At 38.9% G+C, this 24,297-nt stretch carries 19 protein-coding genes; 14 read left to right on the top strand and 5 right to left on the bottom strand.

All coding sequences use genetic code 11. From position 1 onward, the window contains the following. Positions 1–35: 35 nt before the first annotated feature. Positions 36–2,729 carry an alanine--tRNA ligase gene (gene alaS, locus AC1M9H_RS00065; RefSeq protein ID WP_481612472.1) on the bottom strand — a complete coding sequence of 898 codons (2,694 nt, stop codon included), beginning with the start codon at positions 2,727–2,729 and terminating at the stop codon, positions 36–38. 368 nt (positions 2,730–3,097) lie between these two features. Here alaS and gap point away from each other — a divergent pair, with 368 nt between their 5' ends. The 5 genes from gap (at position 3,098) to AC1M9H_RS00090 (ending at position 8,238) form a co-directional block, all read left to right on the top strand. After that, positions 3,098–4,129 (top strand): type I glyceraldehyde-3-phosphate dehydrogenase, encoded by a 1,032-nt coding sequence (gene gap, locus AC1M9H_RS00070; RefSeq protein WP_481588434.1) that lies wholly within the window; start codon positions 3,098–3,100, stop codon positions 4,127–4,129. A 227-nt stretch (positions 4,130–4,356) separates the two neighbouring features. Continuing rightward, entirely contained in the window at positions 4,357–5,523 is a 1,167-nt protein-coding gene (locus tag AC1M9H_RS00075) for an ATP phosphoribosyltransferase regulatory subunit (protein WP_035265874.1), read from the top strand. A 70-nt stretch (positions 5,524–5,593) separates the two neighbouring features. Then, complete coding sequence (locus tag AC1M9H_RS00080) at positions 5,594–6,913, top strand: adenylosuccinate synthase (RefSeq protein WP_035265875.1); 1,320 nt, start codon at positions 5,594–5,596, stop codon at positions 6,911–6,913. Positions 6,914–7,050: 137 nt separating this feature from the next. After that, positions 7,051–7,359 carry a hypothetical protein gene (locus tag AC1M9H_RS00085; RefSeq protein ID WP_180027584.1) on the top strand — a complete coding sequence of 103 codons (309 nt, stop codon included), beginning with the start codon at positions 7,051–7,053 and terminating at the stop codon, positions 7,357–7,359. 102 nt (positions 7,360–7,461) lie between these two features. Further along, positions 7,462–8,238, top strand: coding sequence for a M48 family metallopeptidase (locus AC1M9H_RS00090; protein WP_035265878.1), 777 nt, complete (start codon positions 7,462–7,464; stop codon positions 8,236–8,238). Positions 8,239–8,354: 116 nt separating this feature from the next. On the opposite strand, the gene AC1M9H_RS00095 is transcribed toward AC1M9H_RS00090, so the two are convergent. Together AC1M9H_RS00095 and crp are read right to left on the bottom strand one after the other, a co-directional pair. Continuing rightward, positions 8,355–9,404, bottom strand: a complete 1,050-nt coding sequence (locus tag AC1M9H_RS00095) for an NADP(H)-dependent aldo-keto reductase (RefSeq protein WP_481612473.1) — start codon at positions 9,402–9,404, stop codon at positions 8,355–8,357. 159 nt (positions 9,405–9,563) lie between these two features. Next, a complete protein-coding gene (gene crp, locus AC1M9H_RS00100; protein WP_035265881.1) occupies positions 9,564–10,277 on the bottom strand; it encodes a cAMP-activated global transcriptional regulator CRP in 714 nt (237 codons plus the stop codon). A gap of 149 nt (positions 10,278–10,426) precedes the next feature. Here crp and AC1M9H_RS00105 point away from each other — a divergent pair, with 149 nt between their 5' ends. Then, complete coding sequence (locus AC1M9H_RS00105; protein ID WP_035265883.1) at positions 10,427–10,852, top strand: OsmC family protein; 426 nt, start codon at positions 10,427–10,429, stop codon at positions 10,850–10,852. Positions 10,853–10,916: 64 nt separating this feature from the next. On the opposite strand, the gene AC1M9H_RS00110 is transcribed toward AC1M9H_RS00105, so the two are convergent. Next, positions 10,917–11,405 carry a rhodanese-like domain-containing protein gene (locus tag AC1M9H_RS00110; RefSeq protein ID WP_035265884.1) on the bottom strand — a complete coding sequence of 163 codons (489 nt, stop codon included), beginning with the start codon at positions 11,403–11,405 and terminating at the stop codon, positions 10,917–10,919. A gap of 442 nt (positions 11,406–11,847) precedes the next feature. Here AC1M9H_RS00110 and clpB point away from each other — a divergent pair, with 442 nt between their 5' ends. From clpB to AC1M9H_RS00135, 5 genes are all read left to right on the top strand, one after another. After that, on the top strand, positions 11,848–14,424 hold the full coding sequence (gene clpB, locus AC1M9H_RS00115) for an ATP-dependent chaperone ClpB (RefSeq protein ID WP_481589782.1): 2,577 nt from the start codon (positions 11,848–11,850) through the stop codon (positions 14,422–14,424). A gap of 204 nt (positions 14,425–14,628) precedes the next feature. After that, the gene (locus AC1M9H_RS00120; protein ID WP_481588431.1) at positions 14,629–15,465 is read left to right on the top strand and encodes a hypothetical protein; all 837 of its coding nucleotides are present in this window, start codon (positions 14,629–14,631) and stop codon (positions 15,463–15,465) included. Further along, complete coding sequence (locus tag AC1M9H_RS00125) at positions 15,465–16,988, top strand: GH3 family acyl-acid amido synthetase (protein ID WP_481595508.1); 1,524 nt, start codon at positions 15,465–15,467, stop codon at positions 16,986–16,988. Before AC1M9H_RS00120 ends, AC1M9H_RS00125 begins: the two co-directional genes overlap by 1 nt. Positions 16,989–16,998: 10 nt before the next feature. Beyond that, positions 16,999–18,141, top strand: coding sequence for a GNAT family N-acetyltransferase (locus AC1M9H_RS00130; protein ID WP_481595507.1), 1,143 nt, complete (start codon positions 16,999–17,001; stop codon positions 18,139–18,141). Between the two features lie 99 nt (positions 18,142–18,240). After that, positions 18,241–18,675 (top strand): hypothetical protein, encoded by a 435-nt coding sequence (locus AC1M9H_RS00135; protein ID WP_481612474.1) that lies wholly within the window; start codon positions 18,241–18,243, stop codon positions 18,673–18,675. A gap of 51 nt (positions 18,676–18,726) precedes the next feature. On the opposite strand, the gene rlmKL is transcribed toward AC1M9H_RS00135, so the two are convergent. Then, positions 18,727–20,931 (bottom strand): bifunctional 23S rRNA (guanine(2069)-N(7))-methyltransferase RlmK/23S rRNA (guanine(2445)-N(2))-methyltransferase RlmL, encoded by a 2,205-nt coding sequence (gene rlmKL, locus AC1M9H_RS00140; protein WP_481589786.1) that lies wholly within the window; start codon positions 20,929–20,931, stop codon positions 18,727–18,729. A 171-nt stretch (positions 20,932–21,102) separates the two neighbouring features. Here rlmKL and AC1M9H_RS00145 point away from each other — a divergent pair, with 171 nt between their 5' ends. The 3 genes from AC1M9H_RS00145 to AC1M9H_RS00155 all read left to right on the top strand — a co-directional run bounded on the left by AC1M9H_RS00145 (position 21,103) and on the right by AC1M9H_RS00155 (position 24,290). Further along, a complete protein-coding gene (locus AC1M9H_RS00145) occupies positions 21,103–21,720 on the top strand; it encodes a LysE family translocator (RefSeq protein ID WP_481612475.1) in 618 nt (205 codons plus the stop codon). Positions 21,721–22,027: 307 nt separating this feature from the next. Further along, positions 22,028–23,044 carry an aspartate carbamoyltransferase catalytic subunit gene (locus AC1M9H_RS00150; protein ID WP_092766128.1) on the top strand — a complete coding sequence of 339 codons (1,017 nt, stop codon included), beginning with the start codon at positions 22,028–22,030 and terminating at the stop codon, positions 23,042–23,044. 10 nt (positions 23,045–23,054) lie between these two features. Beyond that, positions 23,055–24,290, top strand: coding sequence for a dihydroorotase (locus tag AC1M9H_RS00155; RefSeq protein ID WP_481586674.1), 1,236 nt, complete (start codon positions 23,055–23,057; stop codon positions 24,288–24,290). The last annotated feature ends 7 nt before the right edge of the window (positions 24,291–24,297 follow it).

A 24,297-nucleotide genomic window follows, 5' to 3' on the forward strand; every position in this document is an offset into this window, starting at 1 on the left:
AGTTGTTCAAGGTCAGTTACACAAAAGGTGAAGTTTTATTTTGCAGCTAGCCAAGCAGTTAATTCTGCCATGACAGAAGCAAACTTCTCGTTAAGTGGCGCGCCACCTTGTGCCAAATCAGGCTTACCACCACCTTTACCACCTAGCTCAGTTGCTAAGTGTTTAATGATGTCACCTGCTTTTATAGAAGCTGTGAAGTCTTTAGCTACAGATGCGATCAAGCTCACCTTGTCACCCTCAACACCTGCAAGGACAATCACAGCATTTTCTAATTTTGATTTCACGCCGTCGTGTAGATTGCGAAGTGATTTCGCATCCATACCTTGAACAGTCGTGATTAACGTTTTGCGACCTGCAATTTCCTTAACTTGGCTAAGTAGTTCACCCGCCTGTAAATGTGCAAGTTTTTGATTCAATTGATCGATTTGCTTTTGTAAGCTTGATGCTGTGTCCGCTAAGGCTTCAACTTTCTCAATCGTTTGATCTTTTTGTGCTTTCAATAAGCCATTAATCGTGTTGATGTCTCGATCAGCTTTTTGAGCCACCTCAATTGCTTTCGTACCTGTAACTGCCTCAATACGACGTACACCTGCAGCAACACCGCCTTCAGAAGTGATTTTGAACAGACCAATGTCACCTGTACGTTTTACGTGAATACCGCCACAAAGTTCGATCGAGAAGTTTTTCTCTTCAATGATTGAACCCATAGAAAGTACGCGAACTTCTTCGCCATATTTCTCACCAAACAACATCATCGCGCCTTTAGCTTTTGCAGATTCGATGTCAAGGAGTTCGGTTGTTACAGGCGTATTGGCAATCACTTCAGCATTTACCAGACGTTCAATTTCTTGAATCTGTTCAAATGTCACGGGTTGATCATTGGCAAAGTCGAAACGTAACACGTCAGAAGCAACCAATGAACCTTTTTGTTGAACATGTGAACCCAAGATTTGACGAAGTGCAGCATGTAGAAGGTGAGTCGCAGAGTGGTTACGTGCTGTTGCTGCACGAATGTCTGCTTTAACTGTTGCTTCTACATTTTGAGTAACTTTAAAGTTACCCATGGTCACGATACCTTGGTGAACGAACGCACCACCAGATTTTTTCGTGTCTTGAACTTCGAAAATACCTGTATCGTTTTTAAAGATACCTGTATCACCAATTTGACCACCGCTTTCTGCATAGAAAGGTGTTTGGTTTAGAACGATTAAAGCTTCATCACCTTCAACGACTTCATCAACTTGTTCGCCATCCTTATAGATTGCGATGATTTGACCCTCACCAGCAGTTGCATCGTAGCCGTCAAACTGAGTTTCGCCTTCAACTTTTACAACGTTGTTGTAGTCGATTGCGAATTTACCCGCATCACGTGCACGTTGACGTTGAGCAGCCATTTCTTTTTCAAAACCAGCTTCGTCAATCGTTAAATCACGTTCACGTGCGATGTCAGCCGTTAAGTCAGTTGGGAAGCCGTACGTGTCGTAAAGTTTGAATACTACTTCGCCTGGAATTACAGAACCTTTTAAGTTCGCAAGTTCGCCCTCAAGCAATTTCAAACCTTGTTCTAAGGTTTTAGCAAATTGCTCTTCTTCTTTTAAAAGTTGCGCTTCGATACGCGCTTGTTGTGCTTCAAGTTCAGGATAGGCAGCGCCCATCACCTCAATTAAAGGCTTTAACATTTTGTGGAAGAATGAACCTGTCGCACCCAACTTGTTACCATGACGAACTGCACGACGGATGATACGACGTAGAACGTAGCCACGCCCTTCATTTGATGGGTTTACGCCATCAGCGATTAGGAATGAGCAAGAGCGTGCATGGTCGGCAACGACTTTAAGTGATGCTGGGTATTCAACTGGTTTGCCTTCCGCTTGCGCTTTCGCTTCAAGTTCAGCAGTATCTAAACCAATAATTTCAGCTGCAGCTTTTAATAGGTGTTGGAATAGATCAATTTCGTAGTTTGAGTTGACGTGTTGTAAAACAGCAGAAATACGCTCTAAGCCCATACCTGTATCGACAGACGGAGCAGGAAGCGGATGGAGTACGCCATCAGCAGTACGGTTAAACTGCATGAATACGTTGTTCCAAATTTCGATGAAGCGGTCGCCATCTTCTTCAGGTGTGCCTGGTAAGCCGCCCCAAATGTGATCACCATGGTCATAGAAAATTTCAGAACATGGACCACAAGGACCTGTATCGCCCATTGCCCAGAAGTTATCTGAAGCGTATTGACCGCCTTTGTTGTCGCCGATACGGATAATGCGAGACTCATCTAGACCGATTTCTTTGTTCCAGATGTCGAATGCTTCATCATCAGTGTGATAAACCGTTGCATATAATTTGTCTTTAGGTAGACCTAACCATTTTTCATTGGTTAAGAAATCCCAAGCGAATTTAATCGCGTCACGTTTAAAGTAATCTCCGAAAGAGAAGTTACCTAACATTTCAAAAAACGTATGGTGACGAGCTGTGTAGCCCACGTTATCTAAGTCGTTATGTTTACCGCCAGCACGAACACATTTTTGTGATGACACTGCACGTACATAATCTCGTTTTTCTAGGCCTAAGAAGCAATCTTTGAACTGGTTCATACCAGCATTTGTAAAGAGCAAAGTTGGGTCGTTGGCAGGAACTAGAGAACTCGACGCGACACGTGTGTGGCCTTGCGATTCAAAGTAACGCAAAAATGCTTCACGAATTTCAGCTGATGTCATAAAACGAGTACTCACAACCAAGTCACTCCATTAATTCTGTATTGGCAAATAATATGTCTGGGAAATAAAGTGCGAATTCACAAAAAAATTCACCCCAGCATACCGGGCTAAAAGTTTAAAAACGCCAAATTATAACGGAATTTGCCACCTGTACCAATGATTTTAAAGTGTTTTAATGACAATTCTCTTTAATTCTGATTTTAGGTGAAATTTTAATCATTATTGGTGTTGAGATCATTTTCAAATGCTTAAGCAGTGTATCTCGCACGAAGATCGATCAAAAATATTGAGTAGTCATAAGACCATTATTTATTACTGAATATTTTAGAAATACTTTAACATAGAGCTTTCAAGAACTTGTATTAAAGAGTTGAAGGTTACATATGCAGCGTATCGCAATTAATGGATTTGGACGAATCGGGCGAAATGTTTTAAGAGCTTGGTTTGAAAATCCAAAACAATTCAATTTTGAAATCGTTGCGATTAATGATGTGGCTGATGTAGAAACTTTAATTCATTTATTTAAATATGACACCACACATGGAAGATTTCATGGGGAAGTGGAGTTGAGTTATGTTGCAGAGCAAGTATTTCTCAATATTTATGCCTATCAAAAAAAATTATCTATTGAAGTCCACTGTCAAACAGAACCTGATCAACTGCCATGGAAGCGTTTAAACGTTGATGTTGTTTTAGAGTGTACTGGTTTATTTAGATCTCGAGCAGAAGCGACACGCCATCTCAATGCTGGCGCTCAACGTGTGATAATTGGGGCTGCACCTTTTGATACGGTTGATGCTGCAATTGTCTACGGGGTAAATCATACAGAGGTTAAAACTACGGATCAGATTATTTCGAGTGTTTCATGTACGACACAAGCATTGGTTCCTCTGGTCAAAATTATTGACGATGCCTTTGGCATAGAAAGTGCGTTAATGACAGAAATTCATGCTGTTACAGCGGATCAATCCGTTTTAGATCATGTTCACCGCGATTTACGTCGTGCGAGGGCATCTGGGCAAAACATTATTCCAACGACTTCATCTGCTCTAGGTGCAATCAAACGTGTCATGCCAAAAATGGAAGGGCGAATAGACGGTTACTCAATTCGTGTTCCTACCATTAATGTGGCAGCTATTGATTTGACATTTATAGCGCAACAGCCAATTACAGACCATCAGTTAAATGAAGCGTTAATTTCAGCAGCACGAGAGCAATTTTCGGAAATTATGTCGGTAACAGATGAGCCTTTAGTATCATCTGACTTTAATCATTCTCCATTTTCACTCATTGTAGATTTAACTCAAACCATGGTGGTCGGGAAGCAAGCTAAAGTCTATGCTTGGTATGATAATGAATGGGGATATACCAATCGTTTACTGGATTTATGTCATTCATTTCCAGATCAGTCATGAAACTGAAATGCTGTGTCTTTTATAAAGGCTTAAGTCTATAACATAGATCAACTGCTAGTGCGTTCAGAATTACCAATAGAAGCTTATGAATAATCTAAAATTCCGATTTAATTATTTAAAAGTCTGATGCACATGGGGGTTGATCGTGATAGACTAGGAGAAATCGGGTGTGTTCCCGATTTTTTTATGCGGATTTGTTCCGCGCTGACAGAATTTAGGTTTACAACATGCCCATTTCAGAGACATGGTTATTACCTGATGGTGTAGCTGATGTATTACCAGAGCAAGCGCAAGTTATTGAAACTTTGCGTCGTACCGCGTTAGATTTCCTCGCAGCTCGAGGTTATCAATTGGTGTACACGCCATTTATTGAATACATCGAATCTCTATCTTCTCTTTCAGAATCGAATCAAGATTTAGACTTAGCCACATTTAAAGTAATCGATCAACTTTCAGGTCGTTTACTTGGTGTGCGTGCAGATATGACGCCTCAGGTGGCGCGTATTGATGCACACGTGTATCCAGTTGAAGGTGTTGCACGCTATTGCTACGCTGGAACGGTACTTCATACCAAACCACAAGGTTTCAATACCACACGTGCGCCTTTACAGCTCGGTGCTGAGTTGTTTGGTTCAGACAGTATCGATGCTGACGTCGAAATGATCGATGTTATGTTGGAATTATTAAAAAATACAGGTGTAACTGAGGCGATCCATTTAGATATTGGACACGTTGGTCTATTCCGTAGCTTAGTTAAACATGCAGGATTGAACAAAGCTACAGAGTCGCATCTATCTGATTTATATCAGCGTAAAGCATTGCCAGAACTTGCTGAATATACGCAACAACTTAAATTCGGATCTGATTTTTATTCGCTTGGTCGTTATGCAAGTGATTTAGTCGCTTTAAAATCACATTTAAGCCAAGAAATCTTAGAAGATTCGGCATTCCAAGAAGCATTTAATGCAGTTCAAAGTACACAAGATGCGATTCAGCAACGTTGGCCAAATCTGCATATTGGTATCGATGTAGTAGAGCTTCGTTCATATCACTATCACACTGGCTTAATGTATGCAGTGTATGCACCAAATCGTGCTGCGCCATTAGCTCAAGGTGGACGTTATGATGGTATTGGTGAGCATTTTGGTCGTGCACGTCCAGCAACTGGCTTTTCATGTGACTTATACGCTTTAAGCGCTGGTCAATTTAAAGCATTGGAAGTGATCGTTGCACCTAAGGGCAATAATGCTGACCTAGTCAAAGCAATTCAAGGATTACGTGATCAAGGCAAAAGCGTTGTGCAGTTGCTTGGTCAAGATGAGTTGAATTCAGTACCTAACGCGACTCACCAGTTGGTGAATCAAGCGGGTGAGTGGAAACTCGAACAGATTTAATCACCTGATTTGAATACTAAATTTCAAATCATGTTCTTCAATTTTAACAGCATGATGCAATGAGGCTATTATGGGCAAGAATGTTGTGGTACTTGGTACCCAATGGGGCGACGAAGGTAAAGGTAAAATCGTTGACCTGCTCACAGATCAAGCGGCTGCAGTTGTTCGCTATCAAGGTGGACACAATGCAGGTCATACTCTCGTCGTAGGTGGTAAGAAAACTGTTTTACACCTCATTCCATCTGGTATTTTACGTGAAAACGTACTTTGCTTAATTGGTAACGGTGTAGTGCTTTCTCCTGAAGCGTTAATCAAAGAGATGACGATTCTTGAAGAGCAAGGTGTGCCAGTTAAAGAACGTTTACGTATTTCTCCAAACTGTCCATTAATTTTGCCAAACCATATTGCATTAGACCAAGCACGTGAGAAAAAACGTGGGAATGCCAAGATTGGTACAACAGGTCGTGGTATTGGTCCAGCGTATGAGGATAAAGTTGCACGTCGTGCGGTTCGTGTCGCTGATTTAGTGCGTGGTGGTGATCATCTTAAAGCATTGCTTGAAGAGTTACTTGAATACCATAACTTCCAATTAACACAATTCTACGGTGTAGAAGCGGTTAAGCTTGAAGACGTGCTTGCGTTATGTGATCAATGGCGTGAAGTTGTTGCTCCACTGGTTGTTGATGTTACTGGCGAATTGCATAAATATCGTAAGAACGGTGACAACATCATGTTTGAAGGTGCTCAAGGCTCACTTCTTGATGTTGACCATGGTACTTATCCATACGTAACATCTTCAAATACGACTGCTGGTGGTGTGAGTTCTGGTTCTGGTCTTGGTCCATTACACCTTGACTATGTATTGGGTATTACCAAAGCTTATACAACTCGCGTAGGTGCAGGTCCATTCCCAACTGAGTTGGTTTATGATGCTGCAAACGATGTTGGTGATGCAATTGGTAAGCACCTTGGTACTGTAGGTTCAGAATTTGGCGCATCTACTGGTCGCCAACGTCGCTGTGGTTGGTTCGATGCTGAAATCCTTCGTCGTTCAGTAGAAGTAAACTCACTTTCGGGTATTTGCTTGACTAAACTTGACGTTCTTGATGGTTTAGAAGAAATCAAAATCTGTGTAGGTTATGAAGCTGCAGATTCGGGCTGCGTAGGTTCTTCTGATGCACTTGCATTTGAAACTTTAAAACCAATTTACGAAACAATGCCTGGTTGGACTGAGTCTACTTTTGGTGCTAAATCTTTAGACCAATTGCCAGAAGCAGCAATCAACTATATTAAGCGACTTGAACAGTTAATCGAATGTCCAATCGACATCGTATCAACTGGTCCAGACCGTGATGAAACGATTATTCTTCGTCACCCGTTTGAAGCTTAATTAAAAGTTTTAAAAAAGCCCTGTGATATCACAGGGCTTTTTTTGATCTAAACAACGACCAAAGTTGTATAAAAATTGGCTGTGCTGAATCTTAGAGATTGTTAAAATCGAATGTATAAAATAATAGAGTGTGCAGGATGCATAAAAATATTTCTGGAACAATGTTTTATTCGTTGTTATTTGCAATGGGGGGGGCACCCACGATTGCGATGATGATAATTCGATCTCAAACAGTAGCCGAAGATGTGGTCTACCAAGTCTTTATTGGGCTGTCGATTATGATCGCTTGCATATTGGTCCCTATTATTTTAATTCAGAACACCTATTTATTTTTTAAACGTAAAGATGAGAAGCTTGAAACTCGTTTAAAACCGTGGAGTCAAACCTATCTCGTGCTTAATATTTTTTGTTTGGTCTTTTGGATCAGCTATCAATTTGTTTACTAAATTACATAACAAATAAAAAAGTGAAGAAAAATGAGATATTAAGCTTAGTTGAGTTTGTCTATAATTATGAACAAGTACTTTCAAGTAGATTGGAACATTATAATGAAGAACAAATTATTGCTCGGTCTTACAGCATCTGCGGTAATCTCGATTTCAGGGTGTACAACATTTGCGGATATGGCGGGTGCGGACTCAGCGACATTAAATGCAGCTGCTGCACAAAGTTACTCGCAAGCCATTGATACAGCTCGCAGCAAGGGCTTATTGGATACAAGCTCAAATACCTATAAGCGTATTACGAATGTATACAATCGTTTGCGTCCATATGCTGATCAAATGAATCAAACGGGTCAGCCATTCCAATGGCAGGTATCTGTAATTAAATCAAGTGAATTAAATGCTTCTGTCATGCCGGGTGGTAAAGTTGTTTTTTATACAGGTATTGTGGAACGTTTAAATTTAACAGATGCTGAAATTGCGGCCATCATGGGACATGAAATGATCCATGCTTTGGAAGAGCATGCAAAAAGTAAATTGGGTGCTCAAGCTTTAACTGACTTGGCTTTAGGTGTTGGTTTAAGTGCAGCTGGGGTAGGTCAAGGTGGCGCAGCAGTTGCACAAATTGGTTCTCAACTGGGTGTAGGGTTGCCTTATTCACGTAACTTGGAGAGCCGTGCTGATCAGGGCGGATTAATGTTAATGGCTCGAGCTGGGTATAACCCACAAGCAGCGATTACATTATGGGAAAAGATGGCTAAAGCAAGTAATGGCGGCAATGCATCTTTCTTATCAACACACCCTTCAAATGCTCAACGAATTGAGGCGATGCGTAAAAACTTACCTGCAGCTCAAGCGATTTATAACCAAAGTCGCCGTTAAAAGAATAAAGCTAAAAAAGGATGCGTTAGCATCCTTTTTTTATATTCACCACTTAGTAAATTGTTATCACAGTATGGCTTTGATTCAAATGTATTGAAATCGAATTTATTAGACACTTAAGGTGCTGGATTTGGCTGTTGTTTATGGATGATCTCAATTTCCTGAAGTATTTCTGCTGACAATGACACATTAAAAGCATCAATATTTTCTTTGAGTTGATTTAAATCGGTTGCACCAATGATTGTGCTGGTCACGAAGAACTGCTGCTTAATGAAAGCTAACGCCAATTGCGTTAATGTCAGTCCATGTTTTTCTGCTAAGAGGGCGTATTGTTCAGTTGCCCATTCACTTTCAGGATTACTATAACGCACAAATCTAGAGTATAAGGTGACTCTGGCATTTGCAGGTCTCGCACCATGTCTAAATTTTCCTGTTAAATAGCCAAAAGCGAGCGGTGAATAGGCCAGTAAACCGATGCCTTCAAATTTAGCAATCTCCGACATGCCGATTTCATAGGTACGATTTAATAAGTTATAGGGGTTTTGTACAGAAACAAATTTAGACAGCCCTAACTTTTCAGCTAAATGTAGAAATTTCATGGTTCCCCATGGTGTCTCATTGGAGAGTCCGATATAACGAATTCTACCTCTATTAATTTCCGCTTGAAGGGCAGATAAGGTTTCCTCGTGTGGTGTGATATCTAGTGTACTGTGAGCATGGTGATTGGTATAACCCAATTGACCAAACATATTGGTTGGGCGTTGAGGCCAATGCAGCTGATAAAGATCAATATAGTCAGTTTTTAAGCGTCTAAGATTTGAGTCTAAGGCTGAGCTGATGTCGCTGGCAGTATAGCGAGTTGTGCCGCCTCTAATATTGCTACCACCTTGGCCTGGACCTGCAATTTTTGAAGCAAGAAAAAGTTGATCACGTTGGCCGCGCTGCTGAATCCAATTGCCGATAATTTCTTCCGTCGCGCCTTGAGTTTCGACTTTAGGTGGTACTGGGTACATCTCTGCAGTATCCCAAAAATTTAACCCCCGCTCGAGTGCATATTCCAGTTGTTGGAAAGCCTCGGACTGGCTATTTTGCTCACCAAAGGTCATTGTTCCTAAACAAATTTCGGGAACGTGTATATCTGTTTGCCCAAGTCGATTAAATTTCATGCTCAACATCCTTGCTGTATTTTTTAAGTTGATATATTTAAATCATACCTAATCTAAGATTCAAAACGTATGTAAAATAAATTCGAAAGTTTTCAGAAAAAAGGCAATAAAAAAGCAAATCGTCAGATTTGCTTTTTTGAATGTAGATCAGATGAAAATTTATTCATCATCATTGTTGTCAAAGTCTTCTTCAACAGAATTTACTGCTTCTAATGATGAATCAAAAATTAAGATAGCTTTACCATCAGTTTCAATCATGCCTTGTTCTTCAAGTGTTTTAAGAACACGACCAACCATTTCACGTGAACAACCTACAATACGACCAATTTCTTGACGAGTAATACGAATTTGGCGTCCATTTGGAAGAATCATTGCTTCAGGTTGAGCTGACAAGTCGATTAAACAACGTGCAATACGACCCGATACATCAATAAATGCTAGGTCAGTTACTTTTCGAGTTGTATTTTTTAAGCGACGAACGAGCTGTGCGAACACCGCATAGCTAAGATCTGGATACTGCTTACTTACTTCATGGAAGTTAGCATATGAAATTTCAGCAATCTCACATACATCACGTGTACGTACTTCTGCAGTACGCTGAGGATTACTTTCAAATAATCCCATCTCTCCAAAAAAGTCCCCTGGGTTTAAATAGGCTACAACAATTTCACGTTCATCATCTTCACGTAAAATAATTGAAACCGACCCTTTTAAAATTAGATACAGAGATTTCGACTCTGAGCCCGCATCAATAATTGAAGTTCGTTTTGGAAATCTATTGATGTGCGCACGCTTGAGCAAAGCTTTGACAGATTCAGGTAATTGACCTGGCGACAAAGCATCTGTACTAAGTTGTGAAAAATTAGAAGTCATGCTTTTTAAATTCCGATTTGGATAGTAACTAGATCTTTAGACCTAAATAAACTTGCCACGTGAAGCATAAGAGGTGAAATTCCTTATCAGCTCAATATATGCTAGTGTACAGTCCTAAGTAAATTTATAGTTTTTTTTAGGTAGTTGCAATGCATACTAGCGTACATTGGTTAGAGAATGTTGCTTTTGAAGCAAAATCTGAAAGCGGTCACCAAATTATCATGGATGGTGCTGAAGCTTACGGTGGTGAAAACCGTGGTCCACGTCCGATGGAACTCATTTTAATGGGGCTTGGTGGGTGTGCTTCGTTTGATATTGTGACCATATTAAAAAAATCTAGACAAGATGTGACTGGTGTTCAATGTCAGTTGAAAGCTGAGAGGGCAGACACAATTCCTGCGGTTTTCACGAAGATACATTTGCATTTTGTGGTTACAGGAAAAGCAATTAAAGAAAAGCAAGTCGCTAAAGCTGTTGAGCTATCTGCAGAAAAATATTGCTCAGCAAGTAAAATGCTTTCAGATGGCGGTGTTGAAATTACACATGATTTTGAAATCATTGAAGCCGAAGCTTGATTTTATCGAGTTAAAAAAAGCAACCTTAAGGTTGCTTTTTTTATGTAATTTGAGCGAATCAATTTTACTCTTGTACCCATGGCAGATTATGAAATCGCCAGCCATTGTAAGTACCACGATGGGAGTTAGGGTCTAAATCACCTTCAAAACCTTGATCGATATTGTATACGTTCGTGAAACCAGCGTTATACGCAACACTCGCTGCTGCTGCAGAGCGCTTTCCACTACGGCACATGAGCAAAATGATGTCATATGCATTAACAAAAGATTGTAACTTCTCTAAAAACTCTGGGTTACGTTCAAGTGAGATGCCTGTCAGCCAAGGAATATGTTCTGAATGTTCGACATAACCTACGAATTTTCGCTCTTCATGTGTTCTGACATCAATAATGATCGCTTGTTGGGATTGGAACAAAAGCCACGCATCTTGGGGTTTTAAAGAGCCTGCAAAAAGGAGTGTATGATCTTCTACATTTTTTTTTGCTTCAGATAAAATAAATTTAATTTTATCTTGATGAACTTTATTTTCTGAGAGATTTATAAAATGATTCATGTAAGTATGCCTGAATGATTAAATCATCCGTTTATGGAAAACGGTGATTATTATAAGTTTTATCTATATTCTTTAAATAAATATAAAATTGATTGTTTATCTTATAAATTCATATTGAATGATTTTGCACAACATGTACCGATTAAGTCGATATAAGTTCGTCGTACTCCTATGTGATGATTTGAGAACAATAATGACCGTTTACTGAGAATATATTTTCTTTGTCATATCTAGTGAATATTAGATAAATATCATAATCACCATGAAAAAATTGTGAAGTGGTATTGAAAAATGTATGAGCAGCACAAATATTATAATTATAATCTATCTTTATTTTTTAAATAATTGAAATATAAGAAAATAATTAAAAAACCGACTTGAAATATGACGCTTCTCACCCATTAACTAAGCAAGTACCAAATTTGTTGTGAGGAAAATAATAATGCGTTTTGAAAAATTTACAAATCGCTTACAGCAAGCCTTATCTGATGCGCAATCTTTAGCAATGGGCAAGGATCATACAGCGATTGAAGGCATCCATATACTATCGACCCTGCTTGAAGAGCCATCAAATATGAGTTTGTTGCAGCAGGCAGGGGCGAATTTACGAGAATTAAGCACAAAGTTGCAACAGGCGCTTGATGATGCACCAACACTTGCTCATCCAACTGGTGATATTAATCTGAGTCCAGATGCGGTTAAAGCGCTTAACTTAGCAGATAGTTATGCACAAAAATCGGGTGATGAGTTTCTTTCAACAGATTGGGTGTTACTTGGTTTAGCAGAAACAGGTGCAACCAAAACTATTTTAAATGCGGTTGGTGTTCAATCTGCAGGTTTAAAAGCGGCGATAACTAAAGTTCGAGGTGATGAAAAAGTCATGAGTAACAATCATGAAGATCAACGTGATTCATTAAACAAATACACCATTGATCTCACTGAGCGAGCACTTTCTGGCAAGCTTGATCCAGTGATTGGGCGAGATGATGAAATTCGTCGAACAGTCCAAGTTTTATCACGCCGTACAAAAAATAATCCTGTTTTGATTGGTGAACCGGGCGTTGGTAAAACTGCCATTGTTGAGGGTTTAGCACAGCGTATCGTTAATGGAGAAGTGCCTGAAAGTTTAAAAAATAAACGTGTCTTATCACTTGATCTTGGATCGCTTTTAGCTGGTGCAAAATATCGTGGTGAATTTGAAGAGCGCTTAAAAGCAGTATTAAAAGATCTTGCTAAACATGATGGTGAAATTATTCTGTTTATCGATGAGTTGCACACTCTAGTCGGTGCAGGTAAAGGCGACGGTGCAATGGATGCAGGTAACATGTTGAAACCTGCTTTAGCACGCGGAGAATTACGTTGTGTAGGTGCTACAACTTTAGATGAATATCGACAATTCATTGAAAAAGATGCAGCACTTGAACGTCGTTTCCAGAAAGTATTGGTTGACGAGCCTAGCGTTGAAGACACGATTGCAATTTTACGTGGATTAAAAGAGCGCTATGAAGTACATCATGGTGTCAAAATCTTAGATTCTGCCATCATTGCTGCAGCTAAAATGTCACATCGCTACATTACAGATCGTCAACTACCAGATAAAGCGATTGATCTAATTGATGAGGCGGCATCTCGAATTAAGATGGAGCTTGATTCAAAACCTGAGTCTCTAGATAAATTAGAGCGTCGTCTTATTCAACTCAAATTACAGCTTGAGGCTGTAAAAAAAGACGAAGATGCGGGAAGTAAAGCTGAAGTTTCACACTTAGAAAAACAAATTGCTGAAGTGGAGAAGGAATACAGCGATCTTGAAGAAGTGTGGATTTCTGAAAAGCGTTTGGTCCAAGGCGATCAACAAACTCAGGCTGAGCTTGATCAAGCACGTATTGCGATGCAAAAGGCACAACGTGAAAATGATCTAGCTGAAATGGCACGACTTCAATATGGAGTAATTCCTGATTTGGAGAAACGACTCAGTGAAGAAGCATCTGAAGAGAAAGTTGAACCTAAATTATTGCGTAATAAAGTGACGGACAATGAAATTGCCGAAGTTGTAAGTGCAGCAACAGGAATTCCTGTAGCAAAAATGCTACAGGGTGAGCGTGAAAAATTACTCAGTATGGAAACATTTTTACATAACCGCGTCGTAGGCCAAGATGAAGCGGTAGTTGCAGTTTCTAATGCTGTACGACGCTCACGTGCTGGACTTTCAGATCCAAATCGCCCAAGTGGTTCATTCTTATTTTTAGGTCCAACAGGTGTCGGTAAAACTGAGTTAACTAAAGCTTTAGCAAACTTCTTATTTGACAGTGACGATGCCATGATCCGTATCGATATGTCTGAATTTATGGAGAAACATTCTGTTAGTCGTTTGGTGGGAGCACCTCCTGGTTATGTTGGTTATGAAGAGGGTGGTGTGCTAACTGAAGCAGTTCGCCGTAAGCCTTATAGCGTGGTGTTATTTGATGAAGTAGAGAAGGCTCATCCAGATGTATTTAATATTCTGCTTCAGGTACTTGACGATGGTCGCTTGACTGATTCGCAAGGGCGTGTGGTGGATTTTAAAAATACCGTGATCGTCATGACTTCAAACTTAGGTTCAAATGAAGTGCGCGAATTAGGTGACATGGCGACGGAACAAGATGTACGCAGTGTTGTGATGGCTGCTGTTTCTGAGCATTTTAGACCAGAGTTTATTAACCGAATTGATGAGCTTGTAATCTTCCATGCACTGAAAAAATCGCAGATTCGAGGTATCGCGGATATTCAGTTAGATCGCTTACGTGCTCGTTTGGCTGATCGTGATTTAAGTTTGACTGTAGATGACACTGCTTTCGATGAATTAATTGAGGCAGGATATGACCCAATCTATGGGGCTCGACCACTTAAACGTGCTATTCAACAAAAGGTTGAAAATACATTGGCTCAAAAAATCTTGGCGGGAGAATTTTTGCCAGGAGATACAATTGTTATACAAAGCACTGATGGAAATTTGAGTTTTAGTAAACTTAAATTAAATTAGAATTTAATAAACAAACTTACAAAACCTGAATTCGTTCAGGTTTTTTTTCATTTAAGTGATTTAAAAATAATAAATTTATTTTTTAATAAAATTGCTACTCAAATCTATTAAGTATAAGATTGCACTCAATATTTTTGTGAATAAATGTTTAATTTGTTTATTGATTCACAAAAGGAATTCATTGTTTAGCTTAATGGGATCAATATGCTAGAATTAAAACGACTCCGAAAATTAAAAAAAGAACCTTATAGTGAGTTTGTTAAGGTAAAAGATTTAAAACCCCGTGATATTGAAAAGATGTTCAATATTTACAGTAACTATTATTCAAATACAGTCTTTGAAATTTTTGAAAGAGACCTTCTGGAAAAGACTGGTGTGTTTATCATTCGAGAACCCAAAAAAGATTTTTTAGTGGGTTTCTCAACTGTAATGGAGCGAAATTTTACCGTGAATGGTAAAACTGCCCATGCTTTTTTTAGTGGTGATACCATTATTGAGGAGGCGTATTGGGGTAGTCGAGCATTACAACGTGCGATGTTTCGTTATGTAATGACTTTCAAATTACGTCATACGGGGGTACCGATCTATTGGATGCTGATCTCAAAGGGCTTTAAGACCTACTTACTTCTTGCAAATAATTATTATCACTATTATCCAAATCCAGAAAATAAAGATGAATATTTAAAAGATTATGTTGAAGCGTATTGTCGTGAGTATTTTGCAGAATACTATGATGATGAATCAAAGCTGATTGATTTTGGAGAAAACTATCAGTGTCTGAAACCTGATGTGGCCCCAATAACAGAAGAAATGCGCCAGAAAAATCGTAAAATTGAGTTTTTTGAGGAATGCAATCCATCTTGGGTTCAAGGTACTGAATTACCGTGTATTGGTGAGCTGCGTTGGGTTGATATTTTGCAAACAGCGGTAAGGTTTGTGAAAAAATCATCGCTCAAAAAAAATAAGTCGAATCTGAATAAAGATAAATTATCTAAATCGGCTCAAACCAAAGATCAAGATCAAGATTCTAAGGTGGCCTAATGTCTGTGATATTTGCAGCTCATCAAGTTTTAAATTTGGCCTGTAAAAAATCATTTAAAGACTTTTATCAATACGCTGATCAATTGGAAAAAGTTCAGCGTGATAAATTAAAAGTTATATGTGATGATCCAAAGATGGAATATGAGTCGTTTGCTCAACATTTTCCAGTAACACGTTATGCTGATTGGAAGCAGAAAGTTGAAGCATCACGTAATCAAGGCGTAAATTTACTTAATAAAAGTAAAATTATCCGATTCCAGCCTACAAGTGGTTCAAGTGAAGCACTCAAATTTATTCCATATACCCAACAATTTTTAGATGAAATAGATCAGGCGATTGGTTTATGGCTCACGAGTTTATATCGTCGTTATCCTGAACTAAAACGTACAACTCACTATTGGTCTGTATCTTGGTTGCCTGAAAGCCAGCGTCAACTGACGACCACTCATAATTTAAATGATGATAGTGCCTTACTTTCTTTTTCAAAACGAATTTTAACTCAAATTACGCAGGCCGTGCCTGCTGACATTGCTTTGGCAGAAACTGCTGAAGATGCGATGTTCGCTACGGCTGTATATTTAGTCAGAGATGAAAATCTCGGCATGATTTCAGTGTGGAGCCCAACTTTTGCACTGCAACTGATCGAAATTATCCAAGAAAATAAGAGTGAAATCGTTGAGGTTTTATCGACTGGTCAGTGGAGTCGTCAAAGTTTAGATTTTTTAAAAATCAAAAAATCAGTAAAACGTAGCCAGATTCTAGAACGATTAGATTTGGAAGATCCGACTTGTTGGAAAAAATTGTGGCCAAAGCTATTTTTAATTTCATCTTGGGATACCGCAAGCGCACAGCACTGGGCACAAATTTTAAAAACCAAAATTAAGGGTGTAAGTTTTGAAGGTAAAGGGCTTTGGGCCACTGAAGGCGTAGTGACTATACCTTTAGATGATCATTATCCCTTGATGTATCAAGCTCATTTTTATGAGTTTCAAGATTTAGATACTCAGCAAATTTATCCTGCTTGGCAGCTTAAACCAGGTCAAATCGTGAGTCCGATTATTACGACAGGGTCTGGCCTAAAACGCTACATTATTGATGATGAATTATTGGTTGATTCTTTTTATCAGGGCATTCCGTGCTTTAAATTTCTCGGTCGAAAGATGACAGTTGATTTGGTCGGAGAAAAGATTGATCAATCTGTTGCTTTGAGTGTGATCGATACATTTAAACAAAACGGTTTTTTACCCATTAGTTTACTCGGTATAGAACAGACCGAATCGAAACCTTATTATGTTTTGCTTTCTGAGGGTAGTGTGAGTGGGCAGCCGTCCGATCAACAGTTAGATCAATTGCTAAAACAAAATTTTCACTATGAGTTGGCACGTAATTTAGGGCAATTAGATGAAGCACGCGTGATGCATGTGGAAGATGCATGGCATGAATATAAGACAATCGCAATGCGCAATGGCATGATTGAGGGGAATATCAAGCCAGAACCGTTGAAGAAAATGAAATTTATTTAAGAATTTAAAAATGACAGAGCAAAATTTACTATATCGATCAAAAATCTCGCCTGAATTTTATCTACGTTATGCTGCGGAGCAAGATGATCCTCAATTGATTGAGCTGATTTCTGAAAGTATGCCGAGTAACGGTATGGTGATTTCATTTGAGAGGAAACCGAGTTATTTTCGGGCTACACATGCACAATATAATAAGCCTGAAATTTTGGTTGTCGTACATCAAGATCAGCCTGATCAAATTATTGCCATGATGAACATCGGTTGGAAATCGTATTGGATCAATGGCGTCACTGAACAATTACGCTATGTATCAGATTTACGAATCAAACTTACAGCTCGGGGTAAAAAAGCGTTTAATGTATTTATGGAATACATTTTTGAATGTTTCCCTCGTGAAATTATCTTCCAGAGTGTGATTTTAGAAGATAATAAAGTAGCTCGTAATATGATGCATCGTGAAAGAGAAGGATATGCTTTACCTTATATCTTTGATTCGATGACCACTTTTACCATTTCTAAGGTGCCTAAGTTTAAGCAGTCTGCTGAACTTCGCCTTGAAACAATGACCATAGATAAGATTGATGCGGTCAATGGTTTTATACAAGAAATGGCTTCCCATTATAATTTTTTACCTGATTATGACTTTAGACAGTTATTGGAAGCTAATCATCCTTTTTGGTATGGGCTGAGATTAGAAGACTTTCATTTAGTGCTCAATTCAGATCATAAAATCGTAGGTTTATTTGGTTTGTGGGATCAAAAAGATTTCAAACAAACTAAAGTGGCGAGTTATTCTACAACGTTAAAACTGTTAAAACCTGTCTATAACACTTATGCTCGAATTACTGGACAGTTAACGCTTCCCGAAGAAGGGCAATCCTTTGATTATCTCATGACGCATAGTTTCCTCTGTGATCCAAGTGCGTTAGACGTACTAAAGTTTATGCTGACCAAAGTAAATACATTGGTGAAAGCTCAGGGTAAAACATCATTTTGTGTGACTGTGGTTGAGAATGACCCACGTAAGCAAGTTCTAGAGCAGTGTTCATCACATAAAATGAAAGCAGTTCACACGCTTCATAGTTATGAAAGTAAACCCTATGACGTGATTGATCGTTCTAAATACTCTTACTTTGAAGTGAGTCGTATTTAAGAATATGGTGCGTTCATCGGAATGCGAGTGAACGCACTTGATTAGCTGTAATTAATAAATATATAAATAAAATTACAATAATAATTCTCGAGATAAAAAATGGAATTCATAAGTGTTACTTTTCGACGGTCAATTTTAATTTCTTGCATGCTGATGTGTGGTTTCCAATGGGCAACTGCACAGCAATTAGATGAATCTGAACTCATCGAACAGCAAGTGATTGATCAGAATTTGAATGAAAATTTAGTGCAAGAATTAAAAAAAGAAGTATCACAGAGCGCTGAGGTACAAATACAAAATCAACAACATTTGGCTCAGACTCAAGCAGAAGAGTTTAATCAGAAGCAATTGGTTTCAAATGCAGTTTCTGATTTTGAATTGAGCAAAAAAGCAGATCCAGAGCAGATTAGCAAAACCATTAAACCACTGACGTATTATCCTTATGATACGCTACCACGCACTGTCTATGTTTCAACAGATCCAACCATTATTGTGACAAAGGAATATTCACCTTCAAAAAATTTAAAAAAATAAAAAAAGGGCAAACGAATTGCCCTTTTTTTTATTGGTCAAGCTCTCTAGTCATTAGGCTTGAAGGTGTCTAATTTTCCATGAACGATGAATTTTAGTATTACGTTTAAAGTCTAGACCAATTGTTTCATGGGTGAGTTCTTCAATGTCATAAAACGCTTTGATTTCGTCGTCTAATTCGAAACCACGATAGTTATTTGAGAAATACAGCGTACCACCAGTGGTTAAACGATTCATTGCACGTTTAATCAGGGATAAGTGATCACGTTGAACGTCAAACGTACCATGGAATTTTTTAGAGTTCGAGAATGTTGGCGGATCGATAAAGATTAAGTCATATTGTTCATGACCTTCTTTTAACCATTCAAAACAATCGCTGGCAAAGAACTGGTGTTGTTGGTCAGCATGATCAACCGTTAAACCATTTAAGACAAAGTTTTCTTTAGACCAGTTCAAATAAGTATTTGAAAGGTCGACACTGGTCGTGCTCGCAGCACCACCTAACGCAGCATGTAAACTTGCAGTTGAGGTATAACTGTATAGATTAAGGAAATGTTTACCTTTTGCTTCAGCAGCGATGCGTAAGCGAATTTGGCGATGGTCGAGGAAAAGGCCAGTATCCAAATAATCTGTGAGGTTAACCAAAATTTTCGCTTTGCCTTCTTGAACGATAAAGCGTTTAGAGGCAGTACTTTGTTTTGTGTATTGGTTTTTACCTTCCTGACGAGCACGAGTCTTGATAAAAATGGCATCACGACCTAAACCTGTGACAGCACGGATAGCTTGTAAAGCAAGATTAAAACGTTTTTTCGCTTTTTCAGGATCGATTGATTTTGGTGGGGCATATTCTTGAACATGCAATCGGTCACCATATAGATCTACGGCGACATTGAAGTCTGGTAGATCAGCATCATAAATTCGCAAACAATAGATATTTTCTTTTACTGCCCATTTTTTCAAATTCTGCATATTCTTTTGCAGGCGATTTGTAAAATCTTCAGCACCTTCAATTTTATCGAATTGAAGTGGTTGCCAATTGGCTAAGAAAGGTTGTGTCACAACAGGCGGCTTAATCTTACCTGAGCGAATATAAATAGGTAGCTTACCATTCATTAAGCGAAGTGTTTGAGTTTCGCTAAATGCCAACACGTCTGCTTGTTCAATTTGAGCTGCAATAACTGCGGCAGTTTGGTTGGCAAAGTTCTTTTGAAGTAAGCCAGATAGACCAAGATAGAATGAACGGCTAGAGCCTTTATCACCAAGACGCTCACCATAAGGTGGGTTAGTGACAACGACCACAGATTTACCTTCTGCCTTAAAATCTGGCCAATCAGAAAGGGTGCGCTCTTCTATTTGAATTTGATCTAGCAATGCCTCAAATCCTGCAGCGCGGATATTATTTTTGGTTGCTTTTACTGCTTCCCAATCTGCGTCAAAGGCATAGAATTTTGGAAGCGGTTTTTCTAAGGCAACTTTGTGACGTTCCGCAGCTTCACCTTTAATTTGCATCCAAAGATCATGATCATGACCATTCCAGCCATTAAAGCCGAAACGACGAACCAAACCAGGAGCACGGTCAGTTAACATCATCAAAGCTTCAATAATGAATGTTCCTGAACCACACATTGGATCAAGAACAATATCTGGATTCTTTTCAATTAATTTTGCATGTTGAAGGATGGCTGCAGCCAAGTTTTCTTTGATGGGTGCATCAGTCATATAGTGGCGATAGCCACGTTTATGCAATGAATCACCAGACAAATCTAAACAAAAAGTATGTTCTTTCTTACCAGCCAAAGCATAAATGGTAATTTCTGGTTGTTTGATATCGATGCTTGGACGTTTACCGACAGCCTCCATGAAGGAATCTACGATACCGTCTTTTACACGTAATGTGGCGAATTGGCTATTGACCTTGATCTCACGTTCAACATGTAAACGCACAGCAAATGTACTTTGAGGTGCAAAAATAAGCGACCAGTCAAAACTATTTGCACCTTCGTAGAGTTCTTCAGCTACATCGCGTGCATCGTGAGTAAATTCAACTTCAAACGTATGAATAGGCGTCAAAACACGTGATGCAAGACGAGACCACATACAAATGCGGTAGGCATCAGCCAATTGACCTTTGAAAACCAATCGCCCAGGGAAACGTTCAACGTTTTGTACTCCTAAACCTTCAATTTCTTCTTGAAGTAAGGTTTCAAGCCCATCTGCACAGGTAACCCAATATGTAGAAAGACGAGGTTTAGAATTCATGAACATTCCCAAAGACAAATAAAGCAATCGCATATTTTAACTTATTTTTGATTTTAAAACTGCTTTAATGCGTTGATCCAACCATTTTAAAAATAATTTAAATTTAAAAGATTGATTGAAACTGGTTGATATAGCCCCATAAAACTAAAAAACACTAAAAGATAAAAAAATATGCTGGCTTTAATTTTCTCTATGTTTACCTTTTCATTATCGATGTCTATCTCTCCTGGACCTGTTAATTTAACTATTCTCAGTAGCAGTATGAACTTTGGTGTTCGAAAAACTTTTGCTTTTATTTCAGGTGCTACCATTGGATTTACTGCTTTACTTGCAGCAGTTTGCTTTGGTCTATATCAGATTATTTTATTGTATCCGGTTCTTTTGGATGCTATTGCGCTGTTAGGAACGGCTCTATTGGTTTGGATTGGCTGGAATATTTTAAGTGCTAAAGACGAGAAAATTAAAACGGATCAACAAGATCTAGAGAAAATTCCAAATTTTACGCAAGGTGCTTTAATGCAGTGGCTGAATCCAAAAGCTTGGATTGCCGCTGTTTCAGGTACAGCTCTATTTTCAGCTTCAGAGAATAGTGTTTATTTAGCGCTTTTTGTTTTGATTTATTTTATGGTCTGCTATGTCTCTTTATGGCTTTGGGGATATGCAGGGGAAAAATTGGCTCAGTTTCTTAATGTGGGAAATCGAGCAAGAATTTTGAATAGGGTGATGGGAAGTCTTTTAATCGTGATTGCTATACAGATGTGTCTCACTCATTTTTTAACATATCCATAAAACTATGAGTGGATCATTTATTAAAAATTTCTATTTTTATAATCTAACTCACTATTTCAGGGAAATTTGATTGAACAGATGTATCAAAATAAAGATAAACAAGATTTTATGTAGGAGTTTGGAGCCTAATTTTGAGGGAATTAGAAGATTTCAATGGGATGCTTTTGGTTAAATTAAGTTTTTGAAAAATTTTATGAAACATCATAAGTCGTGATTAAGTTAGATATTGATCAGCTGCAGTGTGGGTCACTGCCAAATCATTTTAGAATCTGTATAATACGTTGACTTAACGTATAAGGAATCTCTCATGCACTTCGCTGCATTGCATACACCGAGCCAGATTCAACTCAACCAAGATGGGAATCTCAAACACTTCCTCACCATCGAAGGCCTTTCAAAAGAAACTCTTACAAAAATATTGGACACTGCACAGTCCTTTTTTAATGACCAAAATCAGCTCATTACCAATAATATGCTTGAAGGCAAAACGGTAATGAACCTGTTTTTCGAAAATTCGACACGTACACGAACGACATTTGAAGCAGCGGCAAAACGTCTTTCTGCCAACGTGCTCAATATTGATATTGCTCGCTCAAGTACTTCTAAAGGCGAAACACTGAGAGATACACTGTGGAATTTAGAAGCAATGGCGGCTGATATCTTTGTGGTTCGACATTCTTCATCGGGTGCTGCACATTTTATTGCGAAGGATGTTTGTCCAACTGTTGCGATTATCAACGCGGGTGATGGACGTCATGCGCATCCAACACAAGCAATGTTGGATATGCTTACGATTCGCCGTGAAACCAATAAAAAATTTGAAGATATTTCCATTGCAATCATTGGGGATATTAAACATTCACGAGTTGCACGTTCTGATGTGGCTGCATTGCAAACATTAGGTTGTAAAGATATTCGTGTGATTGCGCCGAATACGTTACTTCCTTATGGCTTCGATGAATATGGTGAAGGTGTTCGCCTATTTAACAATATGGAAGCTGGGATTAAGGATTGTGATGTCATCATTACTTTACGTATTCAAAATGAACGTATCGATTCACCTGCATTATCTTCACAAGCTGAATTTTACAAAATGTATGGTTTGAACAAAGAGCGTTTGGCTTTGGCCAAACCTGATTGTATCGTGATGCATCCAGGGCCGATGAATCGTGGTGTTGAGATTGATTCAAGTATTGCAGATGGTCCTCAATCAGTGATTTTGAATCAGGTGACCAATGGTATTGCGGTGCGTATGGCAGTTCTCGCGCTGGCGATGCAGGGTCAGTTACAAGAACAAGGTTTAATTGAAGCAGTTGCGGTATAAGGAATCAGTCATGTCTATTGTTAAAGTCGAAAATGTACGCGTCCTAGATCCAATTGCTCAAACTGATCAAATACAAACTATTTTTATTCAAGATGGAAAACGCATCGAAGCGACTTCAGATGTGCATGAAAGCATCGATGGGCAAGGCAAATGGTTGATGCCAACGATGGTTGATTTGTGTGCACGTTTACGAGAGCCAGGTCAACAACAACATGGAACGTTGAAATCTGAAGGTAAAGCAGCACGTGAAAATGGCATTTTACATGTATTTACCCCACCAGATTCAAAACCTATCGTTCAGGACAATGGTGCTTTAATTCATGGTCTTGTTGAAAAGGCAATGTTAGATGGCGGGATTTACCTTGAAGTGATAGGTGCACAAACACAAGGGCTTCAAGGAAATCAACCAGCCAACATGGCAGGTTTAAAAAAGGGTGGTTGTACTGCTGTATCAAATGCAAATGCACCTTTTGCGAATGACGATGTGGTGCTTCGTACGCTTGAATATGCTGCAGGTTTGAATTTAACTGTCGTATTCTATGCTGAAGAGCCTCAAATTGCGAAAGATGGCTGTGTGCATGAAGGCTTTATTGCTTCACGCCAAGGTTTACCAATGATTCCTGCTTTGGCAGAAACGGTCGCGATCGCAAAATATCTATTAATGATAGAGGCGACAAAAGTCCGCGCACACTTCGGATTACTGTCTTGTGGTGCTTCGGTTGAGTTAATACGTATCGCGAAGGAAAAAGGATTGCCAGTCACGTGTGATGTTGCAATGCATCAGTTACATCTTACGGAATCTTTAATTGATGGATTCAATTCCTTGGCACATGTACGTCCACCTTTGCGTTCAGAGTCTGATAAAGAGTTACTTCGTCAGGGAGTGAAATCTGGAGTAATTGACGCGATTTGTACGCATCATGAACCACTCAGTAGTTCTGCAAAAATGGCACCTTTTGCAGAGACTTTGCCAGGTTTTACTGCTTTTGATTCATATGTTCCTTTTGGAATCAAATTGATTGAAGAAGGTTTATTTAGTCCATTAGAGTGGGTTGAAAAAGTAACGAGTGCGCCAGCTGCTGTTGCACAAATGACTGAGACATGGAAAGCACAGGCTGGATGGGTGCTGGTTGATCCAGATTTGGAATGGACACTTGATAAATCTTCTATTATTTCTCAAGGTAAAAATACACCGTTGATTAATCAAAAAGTCAAAGGTAAGGTAATTCGTACTTTCATAAAATAATGTGAAT

The organism is Acinetobacter sp. ANC_7512 (assembly GCF_056779935.1).

Excerpts from the sequence above, each read along its gene's own strand:
- gap (WP_481588434.1), top strand. The coding sequence starts at position 3,098 with ATGCAGCGTATCGCAATTAATGGATTTGGACGAATCGGGCGAAATGTT.
- AC1M9H_RS00075 (WP_035265874.1), top strand. The coding sequence starts at position 4,357 with ATGCCCATTTCAGAGACATGGTTATTACCTGATGGTGTAGCTGATGTA.
- AC1M9H_RS00080 (WP_035265875.1), top strand. The coding sequence starts at position 5,594 with ATGGGCAAGAATGTTGTGGTACTTGGTACCCAATGGGGCGACGAAGGT.
- AC1M9H_RS00085 (WP_180027584.1), top strand. The coding sequence starts at position 7,051 with ATGCATAAAAATATTTCTGGAACAATGTTTTATTCGTTGTTATTTGCA.
- AC1M9H_RS00090 (WP_035265878.1), top strand. The coding sequence starts at position 7,462 with ATGAAGAACAAATTATTGCTCGGTCTTACAGCATCTGCGGTAATCTCG.
- AC1M9H_RS00095 (WP_481612473.1), bottom strand. The coding sequence starts at position 9,404 with ATGAAATTTAATCGACTTGGGCAAACAGATATACACGTTCCCGAAATT.
- crp (WP_035265881.1), bottom strand. The coding sequence starts at position 10,277 with ATGACTTCTAATTTTTCACAACTTAGTACAGATGCTTTGTCGCCAGGT.
- AC1M9H_RS00105 (WP_035265883.1), top strand. The coding sequence starts at position 10,427 with ATGCATACTAGCGTACATTGGTTAGAGAATGTTGCTTTTGAAGCAAAA.
- AC1M9H_RS00110 (WP_035265884.1), bottom strand. The coding sequence starts at position 11,405 with ATGAATCATTTTATAAATCTCTCAGAAAATAAAGTTCATCAAGATAAA.
- clpB (WP_481589782.1), top strand. The coding sequence starts at position 11,848 with ATGCGTTTTGAAAAATTTACAAATCGCTTACAGCAAGCCTTATCTGAT.
- AC1M9H_RS00120 (WP_481588431.1), top strand. The coding sequence starts at position 14,629 with ATGCTAGAATTAAAACGACTCCGAAAATTAAAAAAAGAACCTTATAGT.
- AC1M9H_RS00125 (WP_481595508.1), top strand. The coding sequence starts at position 15,465 with ATGTCTGTGATATTTGCAGCTCATCAAGTTTTAAATTTGGCCTGTAAA.
- AC1M9H_RS00130 (WP_481595507.1), top strand. The coding sequence starts at position 16,999 with ATGACAGAGCAAAATTTACTATATCGATCAAAAATCTCGCCTGAATTT.
- AC1M9H_RS00135 (WP_481612474.1), top strand. The coding sequence starts at position 18,241 with ATGGAATTCATAAGTGTTACTTTTCGACGGTCAATTTTAATTTCTTGC.
- rlmKL (WP_481589786.1), bottom strand. The coding sequence starts at position 20,931 with ATGAATTCTAAACCTCGTCTTTCTACATATTGGGTTACCTGTGCAGAT.
- AC1M9H_RS00145 (WP_481612475.1), top strand. The coding sequence starts at position 21,103 with ATGCTGGCTTTAATTTTCTCTATGTTTACCTTTTCATTATCGATGTCT.
- AC1M9H_RS00150 (WP_092766128.1), top strand. The coding sequence starts at position 22,028 with ATGCACTTCGCTGCATTGCATACACCGAGCCAGATTCAACTCAACCAA.
- AC1M9H_RS00155 (WP_481586674.1), top strand. The coding sequence starts at position 23,055 with ATGTCTATTGTTAAAGTCGAAAATGTACGCGTCCTAGATCCAATTGCT.